General features: G+C 25.2%; 12 protein-coding genes. 3 read left to right on the top strand and 9 right to left on the bottom strand.

What is annotated here, in order from left to right:
• Positions 1–23: 23 nt before the first annotated feature.
• Positions 24–341: a thioredoxin gene (gene trxA / locus IC174_RS01690; RefSeq protein WP_227433895.1), complete on the bottom strand. Its 318-nt coding sequence runs from the start codon at positions 339–341 to the stop codon at positions 24–26.
• Positions 342–710: 369 nt separating this feature from the next.
• Between trxA and IC174_RS01685 the strand changes: the two genes are divergently transcribed.
• Both IC174_RS01685 and IC174_RS01680 read left to right on the top strand, forming a co-directional pair.
• Positions 711–1,457: a TrmB family transcriptional regulator gene (locus IC174_RS01685; RefSeq protein ID WP_227481983.1), complete on the top strand. Its 747-nt coding sequence runs from the start codon at positions 711–713 to the stop codon at positions 1,455–1,457.
• On the top strand, positions 1,450–2,331 hold the full coding sequence (locus IC174_RS01680; protein ID WP_227481982.1) for a PhzF family phenazine biosynthesis protein: 882 nt from the start codon (positions 1,450–1,452) through the stop codon (positions 2,329–2,331). The genes IC174_RS01685 and IC174_RS01680 overlap by 8 nt, the downstream gene beginning before the upstream one ends.
• 204 nt (positions 2,332–2,535) lie before the next feature.
• Here the strand turns inward: IC174_RS01680 and IC174_RS01675 are convergent, their stop codons facing one another.
• The 6 genes from IC174_RS01675 to pepI all read right to left on the bottom strand — a co-directional run bounded on the left by IC174_RS01675 (position 2,536) and on the right by pepI (position 11,656).
• Positions 2,536–3,891, bottom strand: coding sequence for a peptide MFS transporter (locus IC174_RS01675; protein ID WP_227433892.1), 1,356 nt, complete (start codon positions 3,889–3,891; stop codon positions 2,536–2,538).
• 2,405 nt (positions 3,892–6,296) lie between these two features.
• Entirely contained in the window at positions 6,297–6,794 is a 498-nt protein-coding gene (locus IC174_RS01670) for a CarD family transcriptional regulator (protein ID WP_227433891.1), read from the bottom strand.
• Between the two features lie 223 nt (positions 6,795–7,017).
• Positions 7,018–8,427: a VWA-like domain-containing protein gene (locus IC174_RS01665; protein WP_227481981.1), complete on the bottom strand. Its 1,410-nt coding sequence runs from the start codon at positions 8,425–8,427 to the stop codon at positions 7,018–7,020.
• Positions 8,428–8,430: 3 nt separating this feature from the next.
• Positions 8,431–9,561 (bottom strand): AAA family ATPase, encoded by a 1,131-nt coding sequence (locus IC174_RS01660; RefSeq protein WP_227481980.1) that lies wholly within the window; start codon positions 9,559–9,561, stop codon positions 8,431–8,433.
• A 12-nt stretch (positions 9,562–9,573) separates the two neighbouring features.
• A complete protein-coding gene (locus tag IC174_RS01655) occupies positions 9,574–10,377 on the bottom strand; it encodes a hypothetical protein (protein ID WP_227481979.1) in 804 nt (267 codons plus the stop codon).
• Positions 10,378–10,774: 397 nt separating this feature from the next.
• On the bottom strand, positions 10,775–11,656 hold the full coding sequence (gene pepI, locus IC174_RS01650; protein WP_227433887.1) for a proline iminopeptidase: 882 nt from the start codon (positions 11,654–11,656) through the stop codon (positions 10,775–10,777).
• A gap of 656 nt (positions 11,657–12,312) precedes the next feature.
• Between pepI and IC174_RS01645 the strand changes: the two genes are divergently transcribed.
• Positions 12,313–13,287 (top strand): aromatic acid exporter family protein, encoded by a 975-nt coding sequence (locus tag IC174_RS01645; RefSeq protein ID WP_227481978.1) that lies wholly within the window; start codon positions 12,313–12,315, stop codon positions 13,285–13,287.
• 129 nt (positions 13,288–13,416) lie between these two features.
• On the opposite strand, the gene IC174_RS01640 is transcribed toward IC174_RS01645, so the two are convergent.
• Both IC174_RS01640 and IC174_RS01635 read right to left on the bottom strand, forming a co-directional pair.
• Positions 13,417–14,436: a sensor histidine kinase gene (locus tag IC174_RS01640; protein ID WP_227481977.1), complete on the bottom strand. Its 1,020-nt coding sequence runs from the start codon at positions 14,434–14,436 to the stop codon at positions 13,417–13,419.
• On the bottom strand, positions 14,436–15,110 hold the full coding sequence (locus IC174_RS01635; RefSeq protein ID WP_227433884.1) for a response regulator transcription factor: 675 nt from the start codon (positions 15,108–15,110) through the stop codon (positions 14,436–14,438). The genes IC174_RS01640 and IC174_RS01635 overlap by 1 nt, the downstream gene beginning before the upstream one ends.
• Positions 15,111–15,246: the final 136 nt, after the last annotated feature.

Below are 15,246 nucleotides of genomic sequence, written 5' to 3'. Positions count from 1 at the left end.
ATCTTATAAATAATCGAAATTAGTTATATATATGATTCAATTTTATTTTTCAAATTATCTTTAGGTATAAACCCTATTAATCTATCTATAGGTTTACCATCTTTGAATATTATTACAGTTGGTACTGTAGAAACTTCAAACTTTTGGGCTAATTCCATACTTTGGTCTATATCTACTTTTAAGAAATTTGCTTTTTCAGACATTTCGTTTCCTAAAGCCTCGTATACTGGTGATAACATTTTACAAGGTCCACACCATGTAGCAAAGAAATCCACCACTACTAATCCTTCTTTGTTATTTACTTCATTTATAAATTCATTGTTATTTATTATTTTTGCCATAATATATATCTCCTTTATTATTTTATTGTTTTCTTGATATTAATATACTACGACTTATGTACTAGTTCAATTAGTCACTTTTTTGTAACCATCTATTTTTAACACTCTTAAGATTATCATCATAATCAAACATTAATTAAACTTATTTATGCAAATTCAATAGTTACTTATGTAGTAATTATAGAAATCTGTAAACTTTATATATATGTTAACTAAATTTGAGCTTCATTTCAAAAATACACTAAAAAACTTTTCTAATTTATAACTTAATTTTTTGCTTTGTATGATTGACAATTATATATATACATTATAAAATAATATTAGTACCTACTAAGGTAGTTATTATACTTTTGTTAAAGGAGTTTATATATGGATACTATAGTTAACGAACTACAAAACATAGGATTTACCAAATATGAATCACAAATCTACATATCATTACTAAAGGAAAACCCTCTAACTGGTTATGAAATAAGTAAATTATCAGGTGTACCACAATCAAAAGTCTACGAAAATATAACAAAATTACTTAACAATAATATAATTATCAATATTGAAACTGATCCTATAAAATATGTACCTATAAACCCTAATGAATTACTAAAAAGTAAAAAAGAAGAATTCAATAATTCTATGGACAAACTAGAAAACAACTTACAGGTATTAAATAAAGGAAAAAGTATAGAATATGTTTTAAACATAAAAAGCTCTAAAAATATATTAAAAAAAGCAATCGAAATGATAAATAACGCCAAACAAGAAATTATAATTTCTTGTTCTCATGAAGAAATTCTTGACCTAAAAGATGAGCTTTTAACTGCTTCTAAAAAAAATGTTAATGTTGAAATACTACTTTTGGAAGATAAAAAGATAGAAGGTCTAAGCAATATTCATATCCATGGAGGTAATGAAACTACACTTAAAAACAAAAAACTTTATAAAGGTATTCTTTTAATTGTAGATGATTCTGAAATATTAACAGGAAATTTATCTGAAGGTAATGAAGCTATTTCAATTTGGACAAAAAATTCTAATATTTTATATATTGGAAATCAATACATACAACATGAAATTTATATTTCACAAAAAATAAAAGGGGGTCTTAAAGATGAATAAAGTTAAAATCAAACAAGTTGATGCATTTACAACAATACCTTTTGGAGGAAATCCTGCTGGTGTAGTCACAGATGCGTCCAATATTTCTGATGAAATCAAACAGAATATAGCAAAGGAAATGAATTTATCAGAAACTGCATTTGTTTCAGAATCTGATGTAGCAGATTTCAAGGTTCAATTTTTCACACCTGGCTTAGAAGTTGACTTGTGTGGTCATGCTACAATAGGAACATTCCATGCTCTTTTAGAAGAAAGAAAACTTAATACTAATAAGAATATCTTTTATCAAGAGACAAAAGCTGGTGTACTATCTGTAGAACTTAAGAAAATAGATAATGAAAACATATTTATGATGGAACAAAATCCTCCTAAATTCGAAAATCTAAATAGCTATAAAAAAGAGATTGCACAAATGATAGGTGTAAAAGAAGATAGACTTCTTGAATATCCAATTATGAAAGTAAATACAGGAATTTGGTGGCTTGTTTTTGGATTAAAGTCTCTAGATGATTTAGAAAATATTTCTCCAGACTTAAATAAAATAAAAGAATTTAGTGCTGATAATAATCTAATTGGAATAACTCCATTTTGTATAGAAACTATAGATAAAAATTGTGACTATCATTTAAGATCTATAGCTCCATATGTTGGAGTCACAGAAGACCCTGTATGTGGAACTGGCAATGCTTGTGTATCATCTTATATAGTACAACACAATATTTTAGATAAAACTGACTTTATTGGTGAAGAAGGAAACTTTATAAATAGACCTGGAAAGGTATATGTAAATATATCTAAAGAAAACAATGATATCACTTCTGTAAAAATTGGAGGAAGTGCCTATACTATTTTAAGTGGAGAAATTGTGTATTAATTTTTTATCTGATTTAACAATAAATAAAAATACTAGTCTTAATTGACTAGTATTTTTATTTATATATTTTATTTAATAAACTTATTTCACCATATATCGTGTTAAAAAGTAACACTTTATGATTATTACCAATTAGCTTTATATCAATCTAATACAATATAACCATACTAAATTAATCTCATTAGTATAATAGTTATTTATTGATTAGTTATCTTCCTCAACAAGTTTACTTAATGTCTTGTCAAATAAGAATAATAATATAGCTGCAACAAATAGTATCACTGGAATTATAGTATATACTTTAATCATATCAAATTTAAGAGTAAATGCATATATATATCCATATCCTTGACCAGCTATAAAAGTAGCAAATGTCCAAACTCCCATAAGAACACCTAGAAGTTTTTTAGGAGCATACTTACTTACGAAAGAGTTCCCAAGTGGTGAGAATAACATTTCTCCAAAACTTAGAAGTATACCAAACATAATTATCCATATTATACTAGCTTTAACAGTTTCAGGAGCTCCAACACCTCTTGTAAGCTCTGCTCCAACAAGCATTAAGAATGCAAGACCTAAGAATATTAATCCAAGACCTGTCTTCTTAAATAAACTTATATCACCTTGTGGTCTACTGGCAAGTTTAAACCATAATGCTCCAAGAACTGGTCCTAGTACAATACATACAAGTGCATTTAATGAGTCAAACCAAGCTAAAGGAATGTCAAATCCTCCAATAGTCATGTTTACAAACGCTGCACCATAATCATAAACTGCAAGATAAGTTAGGTACCAGAATAACCAGAAAATTACAGAGAAGAATGAAATAAGTATAATAGCCCAAATTCTCTTCTTATCCATACTTGTAAGAGGAGCATTATCTTTTTCTTCAACTTTCTCAGCTACCACACCTTCTTTAAAAGGTCTTTTTCCTGCATTTCCAAGGAATCTCCATCCATATGTGAACCATATTGCACCAATTACACAAAGAACAGCTGCTATGAAGAAACATTGAGAGAAACCATATACTCCATTTTTCATAAATGTATTGGCATAAAGTATACCTACTGCTGTTGTTCCGATGAAAGAACCTATATTAACAAAAGAATATTGTACTGAGAATGCTGTATCAAGTTCTTCTTGATTATCAAAAAGTTGTCCATTTACTGCTGATACATTTCCTTTAAAGAATGCAGTACCAATTGAAACTAGAATTATCATTGCATTTACCATAGAAGCTGTAGTTGCAATAGAACCAAGATAGTATCCTATCCCCATGATAAGCATACCTATAGGTATAGTATACCTAGCTCCTATCCATCTATCTGATATATATCCTCCAATTATTGGCGCAAGATATGTGAATGCAACAAGGTTAGCTTGCATTATAGCTGCTTGTCCTTTATCTATTCCAAGACCACCTTTAACAATTGCTGTTGTAAGGAATATATAAATTAAAAACTTTGCAGAATAATATGCTGCTCTTTCAAACGAGAAAGTTGTTGCACAGATATAAAATCCTATAGGGAATTTACCCTTTTTATTTACTGTTGTGCTCATAAGTTTAAATCCTTTCTTAATTGTATTTTTATATTTTCTACGTTTTATCCAGACTCTTTCTTTCAATGAAAGATATGGTGATATTGTTTTGTAAAACAATTCGTAATAATTATTAAGATAATTGCGTTTTTATTTGTAGAATCTAGATGTTTTCATGGAATAAAGATTAACATCTTTATTGTCAATAAATTCAAAATAATATAGCTATAAATTTAAATTATATAAATTCATTATTTTCAGGTATATTTATAACCTGTTATCTTTATAAATTGACACCACAAAAAACCAAACTATAAATTATTAGTTCATTAATTATTATTTAGCTTAAATACAATATTGCCATAACACAATGGATAATTTTATATCTAACTTCTAAATTCATCACTCTAGTAATTTTTTCTAATTTAACTACTACTAATTAAATGTGAAACTCTTTACTATATGCAATTCTTATTTTTTTACTTGATAGTATTTTACAAACTAAATTCCTCCTTTTATGGCAAACGGTGTAATCACCTTACTATTGCCTTTTTAAAGGAGTTTTGAATAAAGCAACATGTATTTATACAAATAAATACTGTCTTTATTTTTTTGAAAAATTTCTAAATACTTCATTCAATTACTTGTCAACTTAAATAAATAAACTACTATCTCTTCACAGATTAAATTTATTTCTTGTTAAACATACACATGAATTCTGTGAACCTAAATATAAAAACTGTTGTTTTAAAGTGATTACCTAGATATTCGCTTTGACATTATTAATTGAGGTGATACTATTATAATTTATTAACCATAAAATACCTCAATTTGAAAACTTTTTCACGAATATTTATTTTTCACCTCCCTTTATTTATTTCACCATGTAAATCGTACCATAAACACATACTTATATGCAACAAAAAAATAAGAAAAAAATCGAATAATCGACAGTAAATAATTAGAATAAATCAAATTATACTTGTCAAGTATATTATATAATTTTTTTGTCTGGAAATATAAGTTAAACTAAGCCTCAAAATAGTTTTTTAGATATGAAATTTTGTTGTTCTATGTATTCATATTATTTATTGGATAGGTTTTTGATATGAAACTTATATTATTTAGACTATACTCCACCAAAGAACATTTATTATTTAAGAAATATTATCAATGATAAAATTAAAAAAAAGGATATTCTAATCAATTTTAATTAACTATTTTTAACTTTTAAATGATTGTTATTTTTTTGATTAATTTAATAAATTTCATTAATTTTTAGAATAGTAGAGATACTTCACCTTTAAGATATAACTTTATTTCTTAAACTTATAAATTCTAAATTTACACCTAATCATAATTATTCTAAATACACAATCAATGAAATTGTTAAATAAATACAACAAAAGTAGTAAATACTTTTTTAATAAATTTAAATTCTTTAAAATCCATCATTTTTTATCTGTTAACTTAATATTTACTTAATTAAAATAAAAAAGTTTGATTAAAAACAAACTATAGTAATTATTATATATTACTATTTTAGAAATACTCTAAATTTTGTATATCTATAATTTTTCAAGTTACACTATAAATATACAGCAAATATATCAATTCAAATTATAAAGATATATTTAGTCTTATTTTGTCGATTATATTTATAATGTACTCTTCTAAGCTAGAAGCATTTATCTAATCTATGTTTTCATTTATAAAAAATAATTATTTCTTAAATAAATAGCTAAATTGTAGTATTTATAATAAATATAGCTTATGTTTATATTAGTATAATTCCAAATAATTTAATGTTAATATTTAAAAACATCTTCGTAATATACTTAATTCTAGCAATAATATAAAAATAATAATCTGGATAAATTTAAGTTAAAAGTTTGTTTATATGAAGCTAAAAATAAGATTTTTTACATAGAAATTAAAACTATGTGTAACTTAAATGAGCCTATTTTACTTTAATAAAATATAAATTTTTACGATGTAGGTAAAATTAAATAAGATGACTTCTATTTAATATAGTAGTCACCTTATCAATTAACACTAGAATATATTTTATATTGTCATATATTTTAAATGATAATACTCTTATAATATTATTAATTTTACTTCAGATTTTCAACATGCTTATTAAACTTACCATTCAATCATCCCCTTGATTAAAAAGTATTTTCAATAATAATTTAATTTTTTAAGAATTGTATATTATAAACATCATTTTAACAATTCCTATAATATTATATATTCAATTTTTAGTAAAACAATGCGAATAAATAATATTCTGAAATAATTAAAAATAGCAATAAAATATTCATAAATACTTATTGTAAAATTATATTTAAATATTATTTTCTTTTTCTTTATAGTTTTAACTATGCTATACTTTTTAAGTAGGAGATAATATAAAAAATACTTTATTGCGGTATATGACTTGATATATATGAAGTAACTTCATCAGGAGAAATATTCAAAACAGTTGCAAACTCTTCATTTAATAATCTTTCTGCTTCTTTCATCATATTATCGTCTGCTTGATGTGATTTTTTACCAAGAGATTTTATATGTTCTTTATTACAGTATATACTTCTTATTAATTTAAGTAACTCTTCACACTTACCACTTCTAAGCATCACTTTAAATTGCTCACTTCTCATTTTTTCATTATCTATCCATGATGTATCCATATTAGGTATATCATTTATTAGCGAAGCCACAGTAACTTCAGAAAGTATCTTTCTCATTGGAACTTTCTTATTATCAACAGGTATTTTTATTATTGTATTATTAGAATAAAGGGGACTTAATACATAATATTCTTTTTGTACACCATTTGTAATTTTTTCGTTTGTTATGTCCAAAACTTTACAAACACCTGTCATTCCGTACATTATATAATCATCAATCTTAAACACAAAACCTCACCATCCTTAACAAAAAATAGTTTTGACAACTGAATTTACATCATCAAAACTATCTACTATATACTAATTGTACCATATTTTGAGAGTTTAAGCTAAGTAAAACTTTTATTGTTTAAATAATAAAAAATACATTGACTATTAATCAATGTATTTTTCATTAATTTGGATAGTAAGTAAACCATAACAATCGAACAAATCATACCCATTATAATATTTATAAAATTGGTGCTTGACTATTCATTGAGTATCCATCATTTCTAATATCGTTTATCTCTAATATATCATCTTTTGTTTCAACTTTACTAAGTTTTTTAACTGCTCCATAATGCTCTCTCAGTGAAAGTTTATCTCCATTTCCAGAAATAACCCATAAAATTTTATAACCTCTAGGTATTACCTGTAGCTTATTTTCACCTTTACCATCAGTAAAGTAAACTAATAAGTTAATCTTTTTATTATTAGCATATTCGAAAACTGGAGTAAATTTTGTGCCTCCACCTATTTTAACTCTATCTTTTATATCTTTTATATTTTTTGCTTTATATACACGTCTAATTTCACTGTCACACTCTATAATAGTAATTTCATGATTATAATTTTTAACTATATTAAGAACTTCTTTAATTGCTTGTTTAAATTCTTCATCACTAATACTTCCACTTATATCAATAGCAACGGCTATTTCTGCTTTATGACTTCTAAGTTCTCCTCTTAAATCTAATCGATTAGGCTGTCTTCTATTTCTCCTTGTTATAGTCTTCTTTTTATTGTTTTCAACAGTTCCCATTAACCTACTAAGATATAAATTCCATGGTAATTCGCCTTTACTATTTTTAAGGGCTGCTATCATGTTTTCTAAGTGTGTTGGAATTTTACCTTTTTGAGAACTATCAATAAATTTCTCTGTAAATTCTCTAAGAGTTCTTTCATCTATATCATCGGATTCTTCCCATATATCATGAGTTTTTTCTGGTCTATAATCAGTTTCTATAGTTCCATACTTGTCACTATCATCTTCTTCACCATCTTCATCTTCTTCTAACAAATCTAATTCAGTTTGAATCTTTTCTACATAATACTCAAAAGGTTCATATGGCTCTAGCTTTAGAGAATATTTTAGATTTACCCATTCTAAAGTAGTAGCATATGGTGGTAAATTATTCAAATATTTATTTACTACTATATCCATTGCCATATTAATGGCTAATGTACTATACTTTCCTTTTAATTCTTTTGCTCTTACCAAATGCATAGATACTATATGATAAATTTCATGCTTTATTGTACTTTCCATCTGTTCTATATTGAGAGTTAAAAAAATTATTGGATTAAAGTATATGACGTATTTAGCTCCTTTAAAATTCACACCTGTAGGACTACTTATATCAAATCTTATCTCCCTTGACATCTGAAACAAAAAATAGCCATAAAAATTATCTTTTTCTTCCATAAGGCTTAAGCTAACTTTATCTACAAGACTAAAAAATTCATCTTTAAAATCTTTTGGTATATCTACCTCAAATTTCTCATTAGCACGATTTGCCTTTAACATAGAATGAGTATTTATAATTTCACTAGCTTTAATATAGAGTTCTTTTGCCTGCTTATCAAAATAATTTTCCATATATTATCCCCTTATTAAACGATATGACTCAAAGTAAGATTTTACAAACTCTTCATTTTCTATAGCTTTTTTATACACTTCAATATAGCTATTTCTAATATCCTTCATAATTCCTATCATTAAATCTATAGGATATATTTTTAAGAACTCAATAAATCTATCAATATAATATTTTGATTCATACTCATCATTTTTCATATTTAATTCTAAGTTTTTTAGAATATTTATCGCTGATAAATAAAGTCTTGTATGACTTTCATTTTTTACTCTTTCTACAAGATGTTCATCAATAGTATCACCTAAAAAAACATCTTCATAAGATATCAATGGACTAGAATCTGATTCAATAAAACTTATAAACTCTTCTGCTATAACCTTACCTACATTCCCCTTTATAACATTTAGAAATACTGTTCTAGGAATTTCTTTCTTTTTGTCCTTATAAACTTTATAAATTTTAGAAACTCTCTCATAACTTCTCGGAGTTGCTCTTATATCATCTTCATTTGTTTTATGCAGATATTCTGGGAAAGTTGAAATAAACTCTATAATCTTTTTTTCAATTCCTTCATCTATTGCCCATTTCAACCATTGTGTATGGTCACTCTCCATATTTAACCAAACAAATCTATTTTCTTGAGCTGAATCCATATCTACAACTTGATAATCGAAATCTGAACCATATTTACTTGATGGATTCATTGCTGCTAAAATCTTTACATCATCATGTAACTTATATCCATTAATCTCTCTATTTAAAATTAGATTCATAAGTTCTTGTTGTACAGTATGCTCACAACGATTTATCTCATCTATAAATAAAAGAACTGTTTTTCCTTTAGATATTTCTTCATCAATTTCTCTTAATTTATTATGAACAGCATATACTGTAGTTTTCTTTTCTGTCTTGTATCCATTAGAATTAATTCCTACATAAGATTCTATAGTTGGAAGACCTCCTATTTCACCCTCTTTAAGTAGATTTCCATCAATTACAATCAAACTCCAATTATTTTCTTTGGCAAGTTTTTTTGCTAGAGCTGTTTTTCCTATCCCACTTTCACCAACTATTAGAGGAACTTCTCCAGTGGATAATATTAAGTCAACGCTTTTTAATGTATCTATAAAATTCATTTTTTCTCTCTCCTACATAATTTTCAATTTTTCGTCTACAGCTATTTTTTTTGCTGTTTTACTTCCATATTTGTAAATAAACATCATTTTGTCTATTGCTATATAGTCACTGTTTCTATCTATAATATTACAATTTAAAAAATCTCTAATATACTTTTCTTCAACATCTTCTTTTGATAGTACTTCTTTTAATACTTCTTCTAATTCCTCTTTAGATATTTTCTTTACAATATACTTAATCACTAAAATATTTACTTTTAGGAATTCTAATATTTTATTCTTATCTAAATTAGTTATAAAGTTAATAGCTGCCTCATTATTCTTAATAGCTATAAGTTCTGTATTATAACTAGGAAAATCTATATATCTTAATGCATCATAACTTATTTTTACTGCTTCTTCTTGTACACTTTCATAAGGTTGTTTTATAAACTTTATCGAATCATAATTTTTTCTTACTGCTAATAATTGTAACTCTTCACTTGGATTTTTAGAATATTTAATAGCCCACCCTGCTTGATTTATAGCTAATTTAATCACTTTATCAGTTGGATTTTTTATATAGTCTAATATACTCCATCCATCATTTACTGCTTTTATCATCATATCTTCTGTTGGGTCATTTATAAATTTAATTGCTCTAATATTGTTATCAATTGCTAATTCTTGCATCTCTTTAGTTGGATTATTTATATATTCTAGTACAAGTCCATTTTCTTTGATAGCTAATAGTTTCATCTCATCAGTTGGATTATTTATAGTTGCTATAATATTAGGATTATTTTTTATCATTTCAATAACTTTTGACTTTTCCATAATATGCCTTTCCTTCTATAGTTATTTTTATTTATATATTAATATAATAATCTATTCCTATTTATATAATTGTTTCTTATTATAATAAATATACTTTTTAAGCAAGTTTAAACAGAATAATTATACCAATTTTAAAAAAAATTTCTAAAATGTCATAAAACTAAGTGTTTTTAAATTCTGTTATTATATGTTAATTATAGTAGTTTTTTAATGATTTGTATGATTTATTGAGGTTTTAAGACTTTTTTTCTCTTTAAATACTTTTAAACTTTTTACAATTGTTCATATTATTCTTATTCAAAATTTATCACATATAAAAAATACTCTAATTTATAATAAAATAATAAAAAAAGAGATTAAACAATCAGTTTAATCTCTTTTATAAATTTATATAAGCTTAATCATTTTCATTTAACCATTTAGTTAGAACTTCTATATATTTATCATTTTCTTCAACAAATGGCATATGTCTTGAATATTCAAATAGTTCCCATTTACTATTAGGTATCCTATCATACATAGTCTTTGCAATATATGGTGAACACAAATCTATCGCTCCACTAGTTACTAAACAAGGTTCCTTTATTTCATGTAATCTATCTGTAAACTCATATCCAGAAAGAGTACCTGTAGGAGAAAATTCATTATATCCCCATCCTACAATATATGCTTCAGAACCAGACTTTTTAGGTCTTCTTAAACATTCAGGAGAATCTTCAGTTACTTCCCCTGCACAATACATCTCCATAAACTTTTCTAATGCATCATTATATTCTTTACTAGAGTAATCTCCAGTATTTACTGCATCAAGTAACGCTTTTTGGTCAGCTTCACTCATATATGATATTCTTCTTTTTTGTTCTTTTTCCCAAAGTTTTGCAGAAGAAAGAGTAGATGAAAGAATGTACGACTTGATACCCTTTGGTTTATATTCAATAGCATACCAAATAGCCTGCATACCTCCCCAAGACTGACCTAATAGATGTATTTCATCAAGCCCTAGATGTTTTCTTAGTTCGATAAGTTCTTTTATCCAAGTGTCTGCATTAAATAACTCAGGATGCCCTTCTACAAATGAATTACCACAACCAATTTGGTCATACATTATAACTTGTCTTCCACTTTCAGCTATCTTGTCCAATACTTCAAAATAGTTATGTGTAGAACCTGGACCTCCGTGAAGTAGTACTAATGGTTTCTTTCCTTCTGTAGCTTCTCCCACTATACGGTAATAGGTTTTAAAACCTTCAAAAGGCATGTATCCTTCAGTAATTTTCATGTTTATCTCCTCCAATTTGTCATTATGAACAATAATTAAGTTCATTAATAAGGCTATTTAAAACTTCTTATACATATTTAATTATGTATTTTTATCTTTATACTTACTTTTATAAATAGTATAACATAAAAGTTAAAAATCACCATACCAAACCAATTATAAAATCATATTAATTATATAATTTTATTTTTTATTAATAATAGTATATACATTTTTGACTATTTTCATTTGCTACAACTATTTTTATTTGTTATTATGATATGAAATAAAAAAAATATCATCATGATGTATACCAGTTTTCTTGCATTTCTAATATTCTTATGAACATACTATACTTATAATCAACATAATAATATTTTAAAGTCAGTTGTACTTGTCAGTATGAGCTTTATAGCGCTATTTATTGGTATTATTAGCAAATCATCAAAAGCAACAATTATTACATCATTTTTGTTAATATTTTTAACTCAAGCAAATGTAGGAGATTTTACACTGGCAAATAATATATACAAAAAACTTTCATAAAATAAAAATATACTGATTGTATTTAGCTAAATAGGGCAATAAAATAATTAAGTATAATTAATTACATTTCAAACCCTATTAGTTTTATGTTAAAATTATCTTTATTATAGTTGTTTACAGGAGGTTTATATTTGAATAATATTAATTCACTTAAAGTAATAAAATTATCCCTTGGATGCTCTCTTGCTATATCTATTGCTTGGCTGTTAAAATTAGAATACTCTATGGTAGCTGGAGTTATAGTACTACTTACAGTAAAAGACACTAAAAAAGAAACGCTTAAGGGTTCTATTGGAAAGGTTTATGGTTTTCTTTTATGTACTATTTTTTCCTATTTATGTTTTAATATTTTAGGATATAATTTGACTTCATTTTCAATATTTATATTCATAATTATACCACTTTGTTTTTTATTAAAAATTCAAGATGTTATTGCCATGTGTGTAGTAATTGCATCCCATTACTTCCTACAAGGAGAAACATCTATTAAATGGATTTTAAATGAAGCTGGAATATTTGCAATAGGTACTGGAATAGGTGTCATAATAAATATGTATATTCCAACAAATATACATAAAATCTATGAAGTCCAAAAAAAGTTACAAGAAGAAGTGAGTATTGTGCTTATAGATATTGCCAATATTATTGTAAATCCTAAAAAAGAAAATAGGTTCAGTAGAGATTTATATACCTTAAATTCACTTATTGATAGTAGTATTTCTGAAACTTATGATAATATTAATAATACTTTATTAAGTGATACTAAATTTTTCTTAGAACATATGGATATTATAAAAAGCCAACGGGATATCTTAGAAGACTTGTATAGTTATATATCTCAACTAGACTCTACTCCACCACAAGCTCATATTCTATCTGCTTTCATACATAAGATAGGTTATACTGAATTTGAAGCCGAAACAGGAAATCTTCTTCTTGAAGAATTGGGCAGGTTAATGCTTAGTATGCAAAATCAACCTCTACCTGTTGATAGAACAGAATTTGAAAATAGAGCTATTTTATTTTTCTGCTTAACTAAATTAAAACAGTTTTTAATTAACCGTATACGTGCTCAAGTTCTTAGAGATAATAATTTTTATAAATAGTATTATGAATCAAAAACAGGTAGATAATCTCCCTGCTTTTTGATTCGTAATACTATTTCAAATTATATTCTACAGTAAAAATACTACTATATTTTTTAGATTTAAAGTGGATACACTCAATCTATTAATTTAATTATTTAGATTTAAATAATCAGATATATTATAAAAATGAATATTAAAAATTGTATAAACACCATTTTCTGAGTATACATCAATCTTATGACCTAAGTTATCTATCATCTTTTTTGCAAAGTATAATCCCATTCCAGTAGACTTATACAATCTATTTCTTCCATTTGTTCCTGTAAATCCTCTATTAAAAACTCTACATATATCCTCTTCATTTATACCTATACCATAATCCTTTATAGATAACACTACTCCGTTTTCTAATGGCTTTGCATTAAATTCAATTTTACCAACTTCTTTTGAGTATTTTATAGCATTATTAATAATTTGGTCTAAAATATAGGCTATACATTTAGAATCAGTGTAAACAGTATAATTTAAGTTGTTTAAACTAACTTCAATATTGTTTTTTATGAGTAAAAACGAGTTATTCTTTATAGAGGATTTTATTAATTTTTCTAAATTAACTTTATTCATAAATATGTCCTCAAACATACTATTACTTCTACTACTATATAAAATAGAATTTACTAAAAAGTTTATTTTTGCAATTTGATTCTTAATATCTATACTATCTTCTATATTATTTAATCTATCTGTAATTATACTCAAAGATGATATTGGAATCTTTATTTCATGAACCCATTTAGCTATGTATTCATCTAATTCTTTTAGAGATTGTTTGTAATTTTTTGTATCTTCATTATTCTTTGATTTCAAATTTTCAATAATATCTCTCATGATATTTGCTTCAAAGGATTGTCCACTAATCAAGTAGTTGTCTATATCATCATTATTTTCTAGACACTTACATAAATCTTTATAGCTATTTTTAAAGTTTATATAATCTACAATAAAAAATACTATTATTATGAGTAAAGCTAGAAAATCTAAGTATATTAACTCTGCATATTGATTCTCAAATATATTTATAGCAAGTAAGTAAATATTTATTATACTAATGATAATAAAAAAAAGCACAATATACTTGAATCTGTCTTTTAAATATTTTACTATCATTATATTATATATCCTATTCCCTTTTTAGTTTTTATAAAATCATCAACACCTAACTCTTTAACCTTACTTCTCAATCTATTTATATTTACAGTAAGAGCATTATCTGTAACAAATTCATCATTATCCCATAAAGTCATCATAAGACTTTCTCTTGATACAACTTTATTTTTATTTTTTAATAATAAGTTTAAAATTTTTATTTCGTTTTTAGTCAATTCTATATCTTTTTCCTTGTACTTGTGTTTTATAATTCCTTTTCCTACATCAAACATTAAATCTTTGTAGTATAGAATACTATTAGAGTCGCTATAATTATAAGCTCTTCTTATTATCCCATTTATTTTGGTAACTAAGATATCTATAGAAAATGGTTTTGTAATATAATCATCTCCTCCATTATTTATTCCCATTATTAAATCCATATCAGAATCTCTTGATGAAAGGAATATGATTGGAACATTTGAAACACCCCTTATTTTCTCGCACCAGTAAAATCCATTATACAGTGGTAAATTAACATCCAAAAGTACTACATCTGGTTTTTTATCTATAAATTCTTCTAAAATCAGTTCAAAATTATCAATTACTTCTACTTTAAATCCCCATCGTTCTAACGCCAAAGCAATTTCTTTTGATAAATCAATATCATCTTCTATTAATAAAATTTTATACATTTATGCAATCTCCATTATTTTAATATTTTATTATAATATAAATTATCTCTATCATATTATATTTTGTATACATTTATTAGTCAAACGGCTTAAACCTAATTAATAAGAGACTCTTATTGTAAGAGTCTCTTTGTTT

Origin of the sequence: Clostridioides sp. ES-S-0001-03 (assembly GCF_020676075.1) — a bacterium.
Lineage (GTDB): Bacteria > Bacillota > Clostridia > Peptostreptococcales > Peptostreptococcaceae > Clostridioides.
This window is presented reverse-complemented; position numbering and strand designations above follow the sequence as displayed.